Consider the following 17,356-nt stretch of genomic DNA (forward strand, 5'->3'; position numbering starts at 1 on the left):
GCGGAAAGGGGAGCGGCTCAGCGGCCGGTCTTAGGGGCGAACCAGCGGGCGATGAGACGGCCGAGCAGGTTGAGCGCCATGACGATGAGGATCAGCGCGAGCGCTGCGGCCCAGGCGCGGTCGATGAAGGCTTCGGCCGGGTTGCCCTGGTTCATGAACTGCGTGTACACGTACACGGGCAGCGACTGCATGCGGTCCGAGAAGAGGTCGTAGTTCATCGAGGCGGTGAACCCGGCGGTGATGAGCAGCGGCGCCGTCTCGCCGATGACGCGAGCGATGGAGAGCATGATGCCGGTGGTGATGCCCGCGATGGAGGTGGGCAGGACGACCTTGGTGATGGTGCGCCACTTCGGCACCCCCAGGGCGTACGAGGCTTCTCGCAGCTCATTGGGAACGAGGCGGAGCATCTCCTCGCTCGAACGGACGACGACCGGGATCATCAGCACTGAGAGGGCCACCGCGCCGACGATGCCCATGCGCACGCCGGGGCCGAGGAAGAGCGCGAAGACCGCGTAGGCGAACAGGCCGGCGACGATCGAGGGGATGCCCGTCATGACGTCGACGAGGAAGGTGATGGTCTTCGCCACCCGCCCGCGTCCGTACTCGACGAGGTAGATCGACGTCATGAGGCCGAGCGGCACCGAGATGACCGAGGCCGCGAGCGTGATCAGCAGCGTGCCGATCATGGCGTGGAGCGCACCGCCGCCCTCGCCCGTGACGTTGCGCATGGAGGAGTTGAAGAACTCGGCGTCGAAGCGTGCGAGGCCGTTCGAGACCACGGTGATCGCGACCGAGACCAGCGGCACCATGGCGAGCAGGAACGCTCCGGAGACGATGGCCGTGATGAAGCGGTCCATGGCCTGGCGACTGCCCTCGACGGCGGCCGACATGATCGTGATCACGAGCACGTAGGCGATCGCACCGATGAGCACCGCGCCCACGATCGAGAACTCGCTGCCGGAAGACGCGGCGAGAAGGCCGAAGAGCGCGAACGCTGCGGCGAGGCAGCCGACGAGCACGAACCACGGCGTCGAACGGGACAACCGGTTGCCGGCGAGCGAAGAACCTGCGCGGACGGGGCGGACGGTGATGGCCACGGAAGTGGTCCCCTCTTGTTTCGGTTCGGTCTGCTGGAGCATCAGTTGGCCGCCGAGAACTCGGCGCGGCGGCTCACGATCCAGCGAGCGAGCGCGTTCACCAGGAAGGTGACGATGAACAGGATGAGGCCGGTGGCGATGAGCACGTTGATGTTCTCCCCGTAGGCCTCCGGGAACGAGAGGGCGATGTTCGCCGCGATCGTCGAGGGGTTCTCGGAGGTGAGCAGCCGGAACGAGACGAGACCGGTGGCCGAGAGCACCATCGCTACGGCCATCGTCTCACCGAGCGCTCGCCCGAGGCCGAGCATGGCGGCAGAGATGATGCCGGGGCGACCGAAGGGGAGCACCGCCATGCGGATCATCTCCCAGCGGGTCGCGCCGAGCGCCAGCGCGGCCTCCTCGTGCAGCACGGGCGCCTGCAGGAAGATCTCGCGGCAGATCGCCGTCATGATCGGGAGGATCATCACGGCGAGCACGAGCGCGGCCGTCAGGATGGTGCGACCGGTGCCGCTGACCGTGCCGCTGAAGAACGGGATCCACCCGAGGTACGTGTTGAGCCACTCGAAGATCGGGCGTGCCGCGGGCGCGAGCACGCCGATGCCCCACAGGCCGAATACGACGCTCGGCACTGCCGCGAGCAGATCCACGATGTAGCCGAGCACCTGCGCGAGCTGGCGAGGCGCGTAGTGGGAGATGAAGAGGGCGATGCCGATCGCCAGCGGGAGCGCGATCAGGAGGGCGAGAGCAGCGGCCCAGACCGTACCGAAGACGAGCGGACCGACGTACGACCAGAAGTTGCTGGTGAGCAGCGACGCGCTTTCATCGGTGGCGACGAAGGCGGGGACGCTCTGCACGATGAGGAAGATCGCGACGGCAGCGAGGGTGACGAGGATCATGCTGCCCGCGAAGACCGCGGAGCGCGAGAAGACGCGGTCGCCGATGCTGAGCACCGGCTTGGCGGGGGCGGAAGTGACGGTCACTGAGTCTCCGAGGTCTGGGAGGGAACTGCTGGGGGGATCACCTGGCGGCGATCGGAGGTGGGAGGGGCGCGACACGTCCGCGCCCCTCCCACCTCGAAGATCAGCTGATCGAGTCGATCGCGGTCTGCACCTGGCCGCGGAGATCTTCGGAGATCGGCGCGTTGCCGGCCGATTCCTGAGCCGCCGACTGGCCTTCTTCGCTCACGATGTAGCTGAAGTACGACTTCACGAGCTCGGCGTTCGCCGCATCCTCGTACTCGGCGCACCCGATGAGGTAGCTGACGAGCACGATCGGGTAGACGCCGTCCTCGGTCGAGGTGCGATCGAGCGTGATGGCGAGGTCGCCTTCGGTGCGGCCCTCCTCGAGCGACGAAGCGTCGACGATGGCTGCGGCGGCCTCGGGGGAGTACGGCACGTAATCCTCGCCGACCTTGATGTCGACGGTGCCGAGGTCGCCGGCCTGCGAAGCGTCGGCGTAACCGATGGTGCCGCTGCCGTTCTTCACCGCGCTGACGACGCCCGAGGTGCCCTGCGCGCCTTCGCCGCCGAACTCGGTCGGCCAGGTCTCGATGGAACCGGCGGTCCAGTCATCGGCCGCTGCTGCCGCGAGGTACTCGGTGAAGTTGCCCGTGGTGCCGGAGTCGTCGGAGCGGTGCACGGCAGTGATGTTGCCCTCGGGCAGCTCGACGTCGGGGTTCTGGTCGGCGATGGCCGGGTCGTTCCAGCTGGTGATGGCGCCGGAGAAGATCTTCGCAACGGTCGGTGCGTCGAGCTTCAGCGAATCGACGCCCTCGACGTTGAAGATCACTGCGATCGGGGAGATGTAGGCGGGGAACTCGACGATGTCGCCGGTGGCGCAACCGTCGAAGGGGCCCGCCGAGATCTCTTCGGCCTTGAACGCACGGTCGGAGCCCGCGAAGGCGCTCGCGCCCTGCTGGAAGGTCTCGCGGCCGGCGCCCGAGCCGGAGGGCTCGTAGTTCACCGTGACGTCGGGGTTCGCGGTCTGGAAGCCGGCGACCCAGACTTCCTGGGCCGAGCCCTGCGACGAGGCGCCGGCGCCGACGAGTTCGCCGGAGAGGCTCGAGGTTGCAGCCGAGTCATCGCTTCCGGAGGCGCTGCCGCCTTCGTTGGCGGCACAGGAGGTCAGCGTGAGTGCAGCAATACCGCCGATAGCGGCGATCTTGGCGAATGCGGAGAGCTTCACTTGAGATTGATCCAATCTGGAAACGGATGTGAGGTGATGGCCTCAAACGACCACAGCACCACGCTAAGCATCCTGCGTGACGCGGGGTCTGCCAGAGGGTGAACAACAGGTGAACTCACGCCGCCGGCATCCGCAGCCGGCGGACGGCTGCACCTGCTCCGCGGCGCCCTTCCGGCCATCCCGAGGCTTCGGGGTCAGTGCTTCAGCGGGTACGTCTCAACGGAGAGGATGCCCGCCTCGGGGTGCCGCCGCGACAGATGGAACACGGAGAACCCGGCGGTCGGCAGCGTGGTCGCTTCTTCCAGATAGGCGCCGATGCGACCTCCGGTGGCGAGTGCGAGCTCGCGAGCGAGATCCGGCAGCACGGGTCGGTGGCTGCAGAGCAGCACGTTCTTGCCGCGGCTGACGATCGCGGCGATCAGTTCGCGCAGCCCCCCGAGTTCGCCCGCATCCCACGAGTCCTGGCTGATCGCTTCGGTGAGCCGCGCCGGTTTGCGCCGACGCTCGGCGAACGGTCTGACGGTCTCCACGCATCGCACAGCCGTCGACGTGTAGATGCGCCGAGGTCCGAATGCATCGAGGATTGGCACCAGGGCGGCGGCTTGAGCCTTCCCGAAGTCGGTCAACGGGCGGAGATGGTCTGGCTCACCGCTCTGAGCGCGCGGAAGTGCTTTCCCGTGGCGCAGCAGCGTCACGGAGAAGCTGTCGAGGTGATCGTGCTCGGCCAGTTTCAGGAAGACGTCGAAGAGCTCCTGATCGGCGGAATAGGTGAGCCGCCCGCGCACCTCGTCGATGGGCACCCACTCGATCGCATCGACCTCGCCGTTCGGCTGAAACGCGGCTTCGAGCGCACGCTTCCTCGGGACCTGGACGGCCCAGTACTGCACCGTCTTCCGACGGTTGCCGCTGAGGCCGTAGTGGATCGTGCCGAGATGCTGATCGAGCCGCACCTTCAGCCCGGTCTCCTCGCGAGTCTCGCGCACCGCGGCCGGCGGCAGGCTCTCGCCTGGTTCGAGCTTGCCCTTCGGAAACGAGATGTCTCGCCGTTTCGGTCGGTGGATGACGAGCACGAGCACATGCTCGCTCCCGTCAGCGCGGGCATCGCGGGTCCAGCAGACGGTTCCGGCGGCGAAGACCTCCTCCGTCACCGCGATCTCCGCGCACGGCGCGCCTCGGTGCGATCCTCCATGACCAGATCCTGCAGATCGGGGAGCACTTCGCCGGCCTCGTTCGTCACGCTCCGATGCCAGCTGCCATCCGGCAGCATGCGCCACGACGAGACGTCGTCGCTGAAGGCGAAGTCGAAGAAGCGGGAGATGCGCTCGAGGTGTTCTCGCTCATCGAGGCGCACGAGCACCTCGATGCGACGGTCGAGGTTGCGGTGCATGAGGTCGGCGCTGCCGATGAACACTTCGCGCTCTCCGCCGTTCTCGAACGAGTAGATGCGCGAGTGCTCGAGGTAGCGGCCCAGCACGGACCGGACGCGAATCGTCTCGGAGAGGCCCGGCACTTCGGCGCGGATCGAGCAGATGCCGCGCATCCACACGTCGATCGGCACACCGGCCTGGCTCGCGCGGTAGAGCGCGTCGATGATGGTCTCGTCGACCATCGAGTTGCCTTTGAGTCGAATGCCGCTCGGGCGGCCGGCGCGTGCATGCTCCGCCTCGCGCTCGATGCGTTCGAGGAGTCCGCTGCGCAGCTGCAGCGGGGCGACGAGGAGGCGGTCGTAGTCCGTCTCGATGGCGTAGCCGGACAATACGTTGAAGAGCTTCGTGACGTCGCGTCCCACCTCGGGGGACGATGTGAACAGCCCGAAGTCCTCGTAGATGCGACTGGTCTTCGGATTGTAGTTGCCGGTCCCGATATGACAGTAGTGCGCGAGGCGACCGCCTTCTTCGCGGATCACGTGGACGAGCTTGCAGTGCGTCTTCAATCCGACGAGCCCGTATACGACGTGCACCCCGGCCTGCTCGAGCTTGCGTGCCCACGTGATGTTCGCCTCTTCGTCGAACCGCGCCTTCACCTCGACGAGCGCGAGCACCTGCTTGCCGGCTTCCGCGGCCTTGATGAGCGACGCCACGATGGGGCTGTCGCCGGAGGTGCGATACAGCGTCTGCTTGATGGCGAGCACATCGGGATCGGTCGCGGCCTGTTCGACGAACGCCTGCACGCTCGTGGCGAACGACTCGTAGGGGTGGTGCACGAGCACCTCGCGCCGAGCGATGGCGGCGAACGTGTCGAGCTTGTCGCTCGGAGCTCCGACGCGGAACTGGGGGTGGGTGACCGGGATGTGCGGCTTGAACTTCAGGTCGGGCCGCGCCACCCGCGTGAGGGCGAACAGGCCGCTGAGATCGAGCGGTGCCGGAAGGGTGTAGACCTGCTGCTCGTCGATGTCGAATTCGCGCACGAGCAGTTCGAGCGTCGCCTCATCCATGTCATCCGAGATCTCCAGGCGGATGGGTGGGCCGAAGCGGCGGCGCAGCAGCTCCTTCTCGAGCGCCTGAATCAGATTCTCGGTCTCGTCCTCTTCGATCTCGACGTCTTCATTGCGCGTCACGCGGAAGACGTGATGGTCGATGACCTCCATGCCGGGGAAGAGGCCGCCCAGCTGATTCGCGATGAGCTCTTCGAGCGGGATGAAGCGCACGTTGTCGACGCTCTCTCGACCGTCGACGCGGACGTAGCGCGGGATCATCTGCGGCACCTTGAGGCGCGCGAACTCGATCTTGTCGGTGTTCGGGTTGCGCACCCGGATCGACAGGTTGAGGGCGCGGCCGGAGATGTAGGGGAATGGGTGCGCCGGGTCGACGGCGAGCGGCATGAGCACGGGGTAGATCCGCTGCTCGTAGTAGTCGGTGAGGATCTCGCGATCCGCGTCATCGAGCTCGTCCCAGTCGACGATGTTGATTCCGGACTCGGCGAGCGCGGGCTGCACGTGACCGCGGAAGCACTCGGCGTGCCGCAACTGCAACTCGTAGGCGCGTCGGTTGATGTTCGCGAGCACGTCGGTCGGAGCGCGTCCCACGTTCGTCGGAACCGCGAGGCCGGTGATGATGCGCCGTCGCAGGCCGGCGACGCGCACCATGAAGAACTCGTCCAGGTTCGCGGCGAAGATCGCGAGGAAGTTCGCCCGCTCGAGCACCGGCGTCGACGGGTCCTCTGCGAGCTCGAGCACGCGCTGGTTGAAGTCGAGCCAGCTCAGCTCGCGGTCGATGTACCGGTCTGCTGGGAGTTCGACCCGGACATCGGAGGGGTCGCGCGGTTCGTCGTTCATGGATCCATTGTGGCACCAGGGGAGGCCGGTGAGGCCGTTCTCCACTGGCGACTGCGTGAATCGATGGTGAACCCCGCGCGTTCGTACATGCGCACGGCGCGATCGTTGTCGCCGTCGACGTACAGCGAGACCCGCTGCGGCCGGTGCTGCGCCATGCGAGCGAGTGTCGCGTCGAGGAGCAGGCCCCCGAGTCCCTGCCCGGCGAACTCCGGGCGCACTCCGACGGCGTAGAGCTCCGTCTCGACCTCGGGATCACGGAGCGTCTTGATCCACGTCGATCCCGCGGCCTCGCCGGTGCCGTCGATGAGGAGCAGCAGATCTTCCGGGTCGAACCACTCTTCGGCCCGCATCAAGGCGAAGTCCGATTCGGTGACGCGCCCCTGCTCGGGGTGCGTCGCGAAGGCTGCGGCGTTCGCCCGCACCCACCTGCCGGCGTCGTCGGGTCGCTCGGGGTCGAATGGGCGCAGCTCGAACCCGTCTGGTATGTCGAGTGCGACCGCGTCCGAACCGGGCTGCGGGAGCAGTGCGGGATCGAGGGCCATGCGATAGAGCGAGCGCACCGGGGTGAAGCCGGCGCGGCGCAGGAGGGCCTCGGCCGCCGGATTCTCGCCGTGCGCCCACGCGAGCGCCTCGGCGTCGACGCGATGCAGCAGTTCGGCGAGGGCCGCAGTGCCGACTCCGTTCCCACGCGCCTCCGGGAGCACGACGAGATCGACCTCGCCCTGGCCGACGACGCCGACGGCCACGGGATCCGCGTTCGCATCGCCCCGGAACAGGAGCAGTGATCGCTCGCCCTGCGCCGCGGCGAGCAGCGCCTGATCGGAGACGGGCGACGCTCCATCGTGCTGATGCGCCGCGGCGATGATGCGCCGGGCGAGCTCGAAGTCGGACGGGCGGGTTGCGGCGTACGACTCGAGATGCGTCACTCCGTCTCTTCCTCCTCGATACGGGCCCGTGCGAAGCCGTAGCCGACCCCGCGCACCGTACTGATCAGACCCTCGTGTTCGCCCAGCTTCGCACGGAGACGTCGCACGTGCACGTCGACGGTGCGCGTGCCGCCGAAGTAGTCGGTGCCCCACACCTCGCTCAGCAGCTGCTCGCGCGTGAACACGCGACCCGGGTTGCCCGCGAGGAAGTGCAGCAACTCGAACTCCTTGTAGGTGAGGTCGAGCGGACGGCCGAAGAGCCGAGCGGTGAAGTTCGATTCGTCGATGACGACTCCGGCGGCGTGCACGGCGGCCGGCTGCGCGGCAGCCCTGGGGCGCTCGAGCAGTCGCAGCCGGAGCTCGATCTCGACGGGGCTCGCGGTCGGCAGGAGCAGCTCCTGCACGCCCCAATCCGGGGTCAGCGCCGTGAGCGCCACCTCGGGGAGGATGACCACGCGCGGCGTCTCGCTCCCATCGACCATGCTGAGGCACGCGCTGCGTGCACGGCGGGCGTCGAGCGTGCCGTCGATGAGCACGGCATCGAATCGATCCGCCATGGTCTCCGGAACTCGGAGGGAGAGCGGCGAGGTGCGCACATCGTGCGGGAGGAGGTCGAGCCCGGGGAGTGAATCAGCCGGATCGCGATCTGAGAGGCAGAGGAGTTGCATCTACCCGTCCTTCCTCGTCTCGTGGCCTGCACCAAATAGTACTGTGCGGCCTGTTTCGCCCCCGTTTCGCGAGTGTTTCGAGCTCGCCGGGCTGTTTCGCGGCGTGTGGAAGAATGGCGCAATGACCGAGATGCCCCCCGAGACCGCGGAGATGCCCGATGCGCACTCCTGGCACGTACCGCGGCTGATCCTCGCGTGGGCGGCGGCGGCCGTCATGGGCACGCTCGTCACCCTGCTCACCGCGCCAGAAGAACGCTTCTCGTGGCTCGTGCTCGCGGTGGGAGTCTCCGCGCTCGTGACGTTCGCACTGCAGCTCGGCACCGCGCAGCGCGAAGGGTTCATCACGCGTGTCTCGTTCAGCGTGGCGGGTTCGGTGGTCATCATCGCGATCATCGACGTGGTCGGACTCGTCCTCTAACCGAGAAGTCGCACAGGCGATGTAGACTGTCGTCATGCTTCTCGCGCTCGAACTCTTCTACCTCGGCCTGCTCGGCCTGGCCTCACTCGCGATCGCCTGGGTGTCGGGCACGGTCATCTACAAGCTCTTCAAGGGACAGCGCTGAGCGTTCTCGAGAGTGACGCCGAGGGGCGCGGAGTCGACGTGACGCCGTTCTCCGAGCTGCCGGGGCGCGTTGCATCGGACGAGGGCGTGGCGTCGCACTACGGCGAGCCGCTGCTCGAGCAGCGAGCGCTGGAAGCGGGAGGCGCAATCGTCGACCTCTCGCATCACGGCATCGTCGTCGTATCGGGGGCGGATCGACTGAATTGGCTGCACTCCATGACGAGTCAGCATCTGCTCGCGCTCCGACCGGGCGAGAGCACCGAGACGCTTCTGCTCGACCCGAACGGGCGAATCGAGCGCGCCGTGCGCGTCGTCGATGACGGTGAGCGGACGTGGCTGCTGGTCGACGCCGGCTCAGCGGCCCCCCTTGCCGCGTTCCTCACGCGAATGCGCTTCGCATTGCGCGTCGAGGTGGAGGACCGCAGCGAGAAGTACGCGACGGTGCTCGCCTTCGAGGGCGACGCACGCGACGCCCTGCACGGCCTCGGACCTGCGGTCGAGTGGCGAGACCCCTGGTCCGCGGTCGCACGCGGAGGCGTGCAGTACGCCCGGGACGATGCGGAGCACGCGGGTGCGCACTGGTCGGCCACCCACTTCGTCTTCGAACGAGAACGCCTCGCATCCGTGGTCGACCTCGTGACCCGCGGTGCCGTGCGCGCAGCGGGCGTGCTCGCACTCGATGCGCTCGAGGTGCGAGCGTGGCGACCCTCGCAGGCGGGAGACGTCGATGAACGCACGATTCCGCACGAGCTCGATTGGTTGCGCACCGCCGTCCACCTCACGAAGGGCTGCTACCGCGGTCAGGAGACCGTGGCGAAAGTGCACAACCTGGGGCATCCGCCCCGTCGTCTCGCGCTGCTCCACCTCGACGGCACCGGCGGTGAGCTGCCGGTGGCCGGAGCGCTCGTGTTCGCCGGGCCGGGTTCGGCCAACGAGCCGGGGGCACGGCCGGTCGGCCGCGTCACGCGCGCCGCGCTGCACCACGAGTGGGGCGGCATCGCTCTCGCACTGCTCAAGCGATCCGTCGCCGAAGACGTCGCACTCGAAGTCCGCGGCGGCCCGGAGGGCGCCGACCCGCAGGCCGCGCCGGGCGACCCGATCGCCGCAACGCAGGAGGTCATCGTTCCGTCGAGCGCCGGCGCTGCACGCTCGGTGCCGCGGTTGAAACGTCTATGAGCCGCGCGGCGGGGAGCGGTGGTCTCCCCATAGACTGGTGAGCATGACGAATACGTTGATCCTGCTCCGTCACGGGCAGAGCGAGTGGAACCAGAAGAACCTGTTCACCGGCTGGGTCGATGTGCGGCTCACCGACCAGGGGCGCGCCGAGGCGAAGCGCGGAGGCGAGCTGCTCGCCGAGGCAGGTCTGCTCCCCGATGTGCTGCACACCTCGCTGCTGAGCCGCGCGATTCAGACCGCTCACCTCGCACTCGACAGCGCCGATCGGCTCTGGGTCCCGGTTCGTCGTTCGTGGCGTCTCAACGAGCGGCATTACGGCGCCCTGCAGGGCCTCGACAAGGCTGAGACGCTGGAGAAGTACGGCGAGGAGCAGTTCATGGAGTGGCGGCGTTCGTTCGACACCCCGCCCCCCGCGCTCGACGACGCGAGCGAGTGGTCGCAGGCCGACGATCCGCGCTATGCCGACATCGACGGTGAGCGACCGAGGACCGAGTGCCTCGCCGACGTGATCGATCGCATGCTGCCCTACTGGGAGCAGAGCATTCTGCCCGACCTGAACGCCGGCAAGACGGTGCTCGTCACCGCGCACGGCAATTCACTCCGCGCACTCGTGAAGCACCTCGACGGGATCTCGGACACCGACATCGCCGGGGTGAACATCCCGACGGGTATGCCGCTCGTCTACGACATCAACGCGGATGGGACGCCGAACGGCGCGGGACGCTACCTCGACCCGGAAGCCGCTGCAGCCGGAGCGGCAGCCGTCGCCGCGCAGGGCAAGGGCGCCTGATCACCCACTCAAGCTACGAGTAAGGGCCCCTCCTGTCGGAGGGGCCCTTACTCGTCAAGCCGAAGCGCGCTGTGCGAACCGAGAATCAATCCTCGTCGTCATCGTCCGCGTTGTACTTACTGGCATATTCCGCCCAAGGGTCTTCCTCTCGCACTCGAGACGCCTCTGCAGCCTCAGCCGCTGAGAGTTCCTGTTGCAGCGCAGAGTAGTTCGTGTCGGGGCTGAAATACTTCAGCTCCCTGGCGACCTTGGTGTGCTTTGCCTTCTGACGGCCGCGCCCCATGCGTGACCCCCTTACACAGTCGGGCCCCGCGAGATGTGATCCCCGAGGCAGATACCAGTTCATAGACGTATGGTGCAGATTCTAGCATGATGAACCTGCGCGACGAATGCAGCGCGTTAGCATGTGGACATGTCTTCGACGCGCGTCCGCCCCTCCAGAATCGTGCTCGTCGCGCTCCTGATCGTGGCCGCTCTCGTGCTGGTCGCAGTCGTCGCCGTGACCGCGCCCATCCTGCTCCATCGCAGTGCAGGGGGCTCCGGTCAGGAGATTCCCGCGGACATTGTGCCCGAGACGTCCGCGCGTGGCGCGGATGGGCGAGTGAGAACTCTGAGCGCCTTCGACGAGAACGGGCCGGCGAAGCTCGACGCGGTGAAGCCGGATGAAGCGATCCGGATCGAGGGCTCCGGCTTCGATGCCGGTATCGGCATATACGTCGCGGTCTGCGCGATTCCCGAGGTGACCGGTGAGAAACCAGGACCCTGCCTCGGAGGGATACCGGAGGGCGCCGAGACCGGTGACGTGGACGACTCCCAGCTGACGAGCGCATGGGTGACGAACGACTGGGCCTGGCGCAATTTCGCGACGCACCGGTACGCGGATGCAACCGCGGGCGACTTCTCGGTGACGCTCACCATGCCCGAAGCGTCGGGAGAAGGCCTCGACTGCCGGGAGACGCGATGTGCGATCGCGACGCGCGCCGACCACACTGCCGCCGCGGATCGCGTGCAGGACCTCCTGCTCCCGATCGCCTACGAGTGAGGCGATCCCTCCCGCTGCCGGGGAGACCGGGCGTGCGGGGGCGCGTGCGTCGCGTCCGCGATCCGGCCGGCGGCTAGTGGGAGATGCCGGCCAGGGGCGCGATCACGAGGGTCGCCATCGCGTAGATGGCGAGGCCGGCGAGCGAGCCGACCACGGTGCCGTTGATGCGGATGAACTGCAGATCCTTGCCGACCTGGAGCTCGATCTTCTCCGCCGCCTCCCGTGCATCCCACCGCTGCACGGTCTCTGAGATGACGTTGGCGAGGTCGTGCCGGTACGTGCGCACGAGACGCTCGACGACTTCCATCACCCAGACGTCGATTTTGTACTGCAGCGTCGCATCCTCCTGCAGCTTGAGCCCGAAATCCTGCGCAGCGCGCACCATGCGAGTGCGGAGATCGCTCTCGGCGTCTTCGAGCATCTCGACGATGGCGGCGCGAGCGGTCTGCCACGTGCTCTGCGCGAGCGCCCTGATGCGCGGGCTGTCGAAGACACCGTGCTTGAACGCTTCGAGCTGCCCCTGCAAGCGCTCCTGCGACTGCAGGTCTCCCGCGAGGTCGGACAGGAACTTGCTCATGGCGATGCGGAAGGGATGATCGCGCTCGACGGCGACGCTCTGCACGAAGCGAACGGCCTCGGTGTGCAGACGGTGGTCGACGAACCGGTCGACGATGCCCGGCATCCACGACGGCAGCCGCGACGACACGACGCGGTCGAACGCGTCCGGATGCTCCACGAGCCACCCTTCGAGGCGCTCGGCGGCGATGTCGAGCAGCGCCTCGTGGTGGCCCCCGGCGACGAACGATTCCGCCGCTCGCCCGAGCAGCGGGCTCCATTCGGGATCGATGACGTGGCGACGCACGAGCACCTCGAGAAGCTCCTGCACATCGTCGTCATCGAGCACCGCGAGCGCGCCGAGGCTCGCAGTCGCCACCATGGCGCTCACCCGCTCGGCGTTCTGACGTTCCACGAGCCATTCACCGGCCCGCCGCGCTCCGCTGATCTGGGAGAGCTTGTCGTGCACGACGTCCTCGGCGAGGAAGTTCTCCTCGACGAAGGAGCCGAGCCCCTCGCCGATGTCGTCCTTCTTCTGCGAGATGAGATTGGTGTGCGGGATCTTGATCCCGAGCGGATGCCGGAACAGTGCGGTGACGGCGAACCAATCGGCAAGGGCGCCGACCATTCCTCCTTCGCTCGCGGCGCGGACGAAGCCCCAACCGGGGAAGCGCGACTGCAAGATGAATGAGACCACGAAGAGCACCGCCATCGCGATGAGCAGGCCGACGGCGATGGCCTGCATGCGTCTCAATTCGGCGAGGCGCTGGAAGTCGACGGGGGATACGGCACCGAGCGTTCGGCGGGTGCGGGGCTGCGGCATTCCAGTATTATCTCCCCTCCGGCGCGGGAGAGGCCACACCGGTGCCGCATCGGGAGCGGGTGCTGCATGGGATAATCAAGCCCATGCACCTCCTTACGGCGCTGAGCCTCAAGAACCGCGCGCTGATCGCGCTCGTCACGATCGTCGCAGCCGTGTTCGGGGTGATCGGAGCCGGATCGCTCAAGCAAGAACTCATGCCGTCGGTGCAGTTCCCGACCATCGCGGTGGTGACGAGCTACCCGGGCGCTTCTCCTGAGGTCGTCAACAACGACGTCTCGATGCCGATCGAGACCGCCTTGCGCGGAGTGCCGCAGCTCGAGACCTCTTCGGCGACGTCGAGCACGGGAACGTCGACGGTGCTCGCAGAATTCACCTATGGCGTCGATCTCGCCTCCACGGAGCAGAAGGTCGAGCGGGCGATCAGCCGCATCTCCCAGGTGCTCCCGGAAGCCGCGGACACGCAAGTGCTCTCCGGCACCATCGATGACTTCCCCGTGATCCAGATCGCGGTGACTCCCGCCGAAGGGGAGGACCTGCAGTCGACCGCGGCACTGGTCGAGCGCACCGCGATCCCCGACCTCTCAGACCTCGACGGCGTTCGCGACGCGCAGCTGAGCGGCGCACGACCCGAGCGGGTCACGATCCAGCCGAATCTCGAAGCCCTCGCGGCACAGGGTCTGAGCCCGCAGTCCATCACCGACACGCTGCAGCAGAGCGGCGTGCTGATCGCTGCAGGATCGGTGACTGAGGGGGATCGAACCCTCGCCGTGCAAGCGGGCACCGAGCTCGAATCGGCCGATGAGATCGCCGCGCTCCCCATCGCGCTGGGCGCCGAGCAGCTGGCTGCGCAGCAGCAGGCTCCGCAATCCCCCGGTCAGCTCGACGGCGAGGCAGCGGCGCCCGCCGCGCCGGTGACGATCGGCGCGGTCGCCGACGTCCGTCTCGAGCCCGGGCCGGAGCAGAGCATCTCGCGAGTGGACGGCGCGCCGGCGCTGACGATCGGCGTCACGAAGACCTCTGCGGCGAATACGGTGGACGTCTCGCACGCCGTGCAGGAGAAGCTCGATGAGCTGCAGGATCAGCTCGGCGGCGCGAAGCTGACCGTGATCTTCGATCAGGCGCCGTACGTCGAGCAGTCGATCGAGACGCTCACCACAGAAGGCCTGCTGGGGCTCGTCTTCGCGGTGCTCGTGATCCTCGTCTTCCTGATGTCGATCCGAGCGACGCTCGTGACGGCGATCTCGATTCCGACCTCGGTGCTGCTCACCTTCGTCGGCCTGAACTTCGCCGATTACACGCTCAACCTGCTCACGCTGGGCGCCTTGACGATCTCGATCGGTCGCGTCGTCGACGATTCGATCGTCGTGATCGAGAACATCAAGCGCCACCTCGCCGATGGAGGGGAGCGGTCGGCGGTGATCATCGGCGCCGTGCGAGAGGTGGCTGGAGCGATCACGGCGTCGACCGTGACGACCGTCGCCGTCTTCCTGCCGATGGCCTTCGTCGCGGGAATGGTGGGTGAGCTCTTCCGGCCGTTCGCATTCACGGTGACGATCGCTCTGGTCGCGTCGTTGCTCGTGTCGCTCACGATCGTGCCGGTGCTCGCCTACTGGTTCCTGCGCACGGGCCCGTCGCGGCGTCGACGCGGGTTCGTCACCGCCGGGAGCGGCGTCGACACCGGCGCGGGCGCCGTCGCCGACGAGCAGCCGCGCAGCTCCGGTGCGGAGATCGATGCGCACCCGACGGCGCTGCAGCGCCGGTACCGACCCATCATCGAGTGGACCCTGCGTCGCCCGGCGATCACGCTGCTCATCGCGGTCGTCGTGTTCGCCGGGACGATCGCCGCGAGCCCGTTCATGAAGACGAGCTTCCTCGGATCCGACGAGCAGAACTCGGTCGGTCTCGTGCAGAACCTCGCGCCAGGCACCAGTCTCGAGGCGCAGCTCGCGCAGGCGGAGGACGTCGAGCAGGCGTTGAACGAGGTCTCCGCGATCGAGAGCGTGCAGGTGACGATCGGCAGCGCAGGCGGAGCCGGAGCGCTGTTCGGCGGCGGCGGCGGCGATGGCGCCGTGAACTACGCGATCACGACTGACCCGGACGCCGATCAGGCTCGCGTGCAAGACGACATCCGCGCCGCCGTGGACCAGCTCGAGGGCGCCGGGGAGTTCTCGCTGGGGCAGTCAGGAGGAGGCGTGACCTCGTCCAGTGCGATCGAGGTCGACGTCACGGCCCCGGATCAGGAGACCCTGGCCGAAGCGAGTGACGCAGTCGTCGCCGCACTGCAGGACGAGAGCAGTCTGCAGCAGGTCGAGAGCGATCTGGGTGCATCGCGCGAGTTCCTCCGCATCGCGGTCGACCGCACGCTCGCGGCGCAGGCCGGCCTCACCGAGGCGGGCGTCGCCGGCCAGGTCGCGCAGCAGATGCAGCCCGCTCAGATCGGTACGATCACGATGGACGCCGACACCGTTTCGGTGTACCTCGCCAACGCTGTGGCGCCGACGGACCCGGCAGGCGTCGCCGCGCTCACGATCCAGACCGCGGCCGGCCCGCAGCCGCTGAGCAGCCTCGCCCTCGTGGAGGTCGCGGACGGGCCGGTGACCGTGCGCACGGAGGACGGCGTGCGATCCGTCACAGTATCGGCGTTGCCGAAGGGCGACGACCTCGGCACGGCGAGCGCCGAGGTCACGGCCGCGCTCGAGACCCTCGAACTTCCCGCGGGTGCGAGCGCGAGCGTCGGAGGCGTGCTCTCGCAGCAGGCCGATGCCTTCCAGCAGCTCGGACTCGCGCTGCTGGCCGCCATCCTCATCGTGTACGTGGTGATGGTCGCGACCTTCCGCAGCCTGCTGCAACCGCTGCTGCTCCTGATCTCCGTACCCTTCGCTGCGACGGGGGCCATCCTGCTGCTCATCGTCACCGGCATCCCGCTGGGCGTCGCGTCGCTGATCGGTGTGCTCATGCTCATCGGCATCGTCGTGACGAACGCGATCGTGCTCATCGACCTCGTGAATCAGTATCGAATGCGCGGAGACGCCCTCCGCGATGCCGTGCTGCACGGATCCCTGCAGCGACTCCGCCCGATCGTGATGACCGCGCTCGCCACGATCCTCGCGCTCACCCCGATGGCGCTCGGTATCACCGGAAAGGGCGGCTTCATCTCCCAGCCGCTCGCGGTCGTGGTGATCGGCGGTCTGCTCTCCTCGACCGTGTTGACGCTCGTCGTGCTCCCGACGCTCTACTACCTCGTGGAACGCCGCCGCGAGCGCGGGCCCCGTCGCGGCGGCCCGTCGAATCGCCGTCGAGGCCCGGCGCTCGGCCCCGTTCCGGCTGCGGCGCTCGCTGGTGCGGGTGGAGCGGCCGGTGCCGGTGCGGCGGCCGGTGCGGCTGCGGTGACCGGTGCGGGCGCGGCGACCGGAGGCGTTGCCGCACACACGTCGCATGCCGACCACGGTGAGGGTCGCGTCGAAGACGCCCTCGACGTCGAGCCTGCCGCCGACGACGACGCGACATCGGGGCCGGGCATCGATCCCGTCATCGCCCCGCCCGAGCCGGTTCCCGCGGTATCGCGCGACAGCGACACCGCGTACCCGGAGCAGGCGCTGGTCGTGCCAGATGAGACCCCCGCCCACGGAATCGCAGAGTCGCCGGGACTCCTGCCCGAGGCAGTGCCCGCTGCCGAACATGCAGCGGGACGCACCGCGGATCTCTCTGAGGAGACCCCGTCGGATTCCGAAGACCCTCCGGTCACCATCGAGCCGGCGACCGTGAACGAGCCGATGGGGCCGTCCACGCAGCAGATGTCGCTCGATCTGGATCGACTCGGCTTCACCGGGGATGACAACCCGCTGACCGATCTCGGAGCGGTCGACGGGGCGGATCACGCGTCCTCCTCGCCGCCCGCGCCCGTCGTTCCCCCCGTGAGCCGGCTCTTCGCGGCCGACGCCGCTCGCGATCCGGCGGTCGAGAGCCTCACCGACGCGTCACCCGTTTCGGACGTAGCGACAGGCTCCGACGACGAGGTCGAGGCGGAGGCGGAGATCGAGACGGATGTGGAGCCGAGCGAACCGGCGCCCCCGATCACGGGAGAGCTCGACTGGGAGCAGCTCATGTGGCAGGCGACGCAGGAGGTCGACGAAGCGGAGCCCGCCATTGACGCCACCGAGACCGACGGTCGGGATCCCCGCCCGCGCACCGACCCGGGGGAGACCCGCTAACCATGGCGCAGAAGCGACGCGGCGGCTTCAAGCCGCCTGCCAACTACG

General features: G+C 68.0%; 14 protein-coding genes. 5 read left to right on the forward strand and 9 right to left on the reverse strand.

The annotated features are described in order from the left end of the window. Positions 1-17 precede the first annotated feature (17 nt). The 7 genes from pstA to WFH23_RS00870 form a co-directional block, all read right to left on the reverse strand. On the reverse strand, positions 18-1,139 hold the full coding sequence (pstA, locus tag WFH23_RS00840) for a phosphate ABC transporter permease PstA (RefSeq protein WP_090146937.1): 1,122 nt from the start codon (positions 1,137-1,139) through the stop codon (positions 18-20). Continuing rightward, the gene (pstC, locus tag WFH23_RS00845) at positions 1,139-2,077 is read right to left on the reverse strand and encodes a phosphate ABC transporter permease subunit PstC (RefSeq protein ID WP_090146939.1); all 939 of its coding nucleotides are present in this window, start codon (positions 2,075-2,077) and stop codon (positions 1,139-1,141) included. The genes pstA and pstC overlap by 1 nt, the downstream gene beginning before the upstream one ends. A 100-nt stretch (positions 2,078-2,177) precedes the next feature. Then, the gene (gene pstS, locus WFH23_RS00850) at positions 2,178-3,281 is read right to left on the reverse strand and encodes a phosphate ABC transporter substrate-binding protein PstS (RefSeq protein ID WP_090146941.1); all 1,104 of its coding nucleotides are present in this window, start codon (positions 3,279-3,281) and stop codon (positions 2,178-2,180) included. 194 nt (positions 3,282-3,475) lie between these two features. After that, positions 3,476-4,429 carry an NUDIX hydrolase gene (locus tag WFH23_RS00855; protein WP_336661282.1) on the reverse strand — a complete coding sequence of 318 codons (954 nt, stop codon included), beginning with the start codon at positions 4,427-4,429 and terminating at the stop codon, positions 3,476-3,478. Further along, a complete protein-coding gene (locus tag WFH23_RS00860; RefSeq protein ID WP_090146946.1) occupies positions 4,426-6,555 on the reverse strand; it encodes an RNA degradosome polyphosphate kinase in 2,130 nt (709 codons plus the stop codon). The genes WFH23_RS00855 and WFH23_RS00860 overlap by 4 nt, the downstream gene beginning before the upstream one ends. Further along, the gene (gene mshD, locus WFH23_RS00865; RefSeq protein ID WP_336661283.1) at positions 6,552-7,481 is read right to left on the reverse strand and encodes a mycothiol synthase; all 930 of its coding nucleotides are present in this window, start codon (positions 7,479-7,481) and stop codon (positions 6,552-6,554) included. The genes WFH23_RS00860 and mshD overlap by 4 nt, the downstream gene beginning before the upstream one ends. Continuing rightward, on the reverse strand, positions 7,478-8,149 hold the full coding sequence (locus WFH23_RS00870; RefSeq protein ID WP_090146950.1) for a winged helix-turn-helix domain-containing protein: 672 nt from the start codon (positions 8,147-8,149) through the stop codon (positions 7,478-7,480). The genes mshD and WFH23_RS00870 overlap by 4 nt, the downstream gene beginning before the upstream one ends. Positions 8,150-8,270: 121 nt before the next feature. Between WFH23_RS00870 and WFH23_RS00875 the strand changes: the two genes are divergently transcribed. The 3 genes from WFH23_RS00875 to WFH23_RS00885 all read left to right on the forward strand — a co-directional run bounded on the left by WFH23_RS00875 (position 8,271) and on the right by WFH23_RS00885 (position 10,677). Further along, positions 8,271-8,567: a hypothetical protein gene (locus WFH23_RS00875; protein ID WP_090146952.1), complete on the forward strand. Its 297-nt coding sequence runs from the start codon at positions 8,271-8,273 to the stop codon at positions 8,565-8,567. 183 nt (positions 8,568-8,750) lie between these two features. After that, positions 8,751-9,887, forward strand: a complete 1,137-nt coding sequence (gene ygfZ, locus WFH23_RS00880) for a CAF17-like 4Fe-4S cluster assembly/insertion protein YgfZ (RefSeq protein ID WP_336661284.1) — start codon at positions 8,751-8,753, stop codon at positions 9,885-9,887. Between the two features lie 43 nt (positions 9,888-9,930). Beyond that, on the forward strand, positions 9,931-10,677 hold the full coding sequence (locus WFH23_RS00885) for a phosphoglyceromutase (protein WP_234037098.1): 747 nt from the start codon (positions 9,931-9,933) through the stop codon (positions 10,675-10,677). A gap of 85 nt (positions 10,678-10,762) precedes the next feature. Here the strand turns inward: WFH23_RS00885 and WFH23_RS00890 are convergent, their stop codons facing one another. Then, positions 10,763-10,960 carry a DUF3073 domain-containing protein gene (locus WFH23_RS00890; RefSeq protein WP_090146959.1) on the reverse strand — a complete coding sequence of 66 codons (198 nt, stop codon included), beginning with the start codon at positions 10,958-10,960 and terminating at the stop codon, positions 10,763-10,765. Positions 10,961-11,089: 129 nt separating this feature from the next. On the opposite strand from WFH23_RS00890, the gene WFH23_RS00895 reads away from it, so the two are divergent. After that, positions 11,090-11,719 (forward strand): hypothetical protein, encoded by a 630-nt coding sequence (locus WFH23_RS00895; protein ID WP_336661285.1) that lies wholly within the window; start codon positions 11,090-11,092, stop codon positions 11,717-11,719. A gap of 73 nt (positions 11,720-11,792) precedes the next feature. Here the strand turns inward: WFH23_RS00895 and WFH23_RS00900 are convergent, their stop codons facing one another. After that, positions 11,793-13,097, reverse strand: a complete 1,305-nt coding sequence (locus WFH23_RS00900; protein ID WP_090146964.1) for a DUF445 domain-containing protein — start codon at positions 13,095-13,097, stop codon at positions 11,793-11,795. A gap of 83 nt (positions 13,098-13,180) precedes the next feature. On the opposite strand from WFH23_RS00900, the gene WFH23_RS00905 reads away from it, so the two are divergent. Further along, positions 13,181-17,308: an efflux RND transporter permease subunit gene (locus WFH23_RS00905; protein ID WP_336661286.1), complete on the forward strand. Its 4,128-nt coding sequence runs from the start codon at positions 13,181-13,183 to the stop codon at positions 17,306-17,308. Positions 17,309-17,356 lie beyond the last annotated feature (48 nt).

Source organism: Leucobacter sp. USHLN154 (assembly GCF_037145595.1).
In the GTDB taxonomy this organism is placed as follows: domain Bacteria; phylum Actinomycetota; class Actinomycetes; order Actinomycetales; family Microbacteriaceae; genus Leucobacter; species Leucobacter alluvii.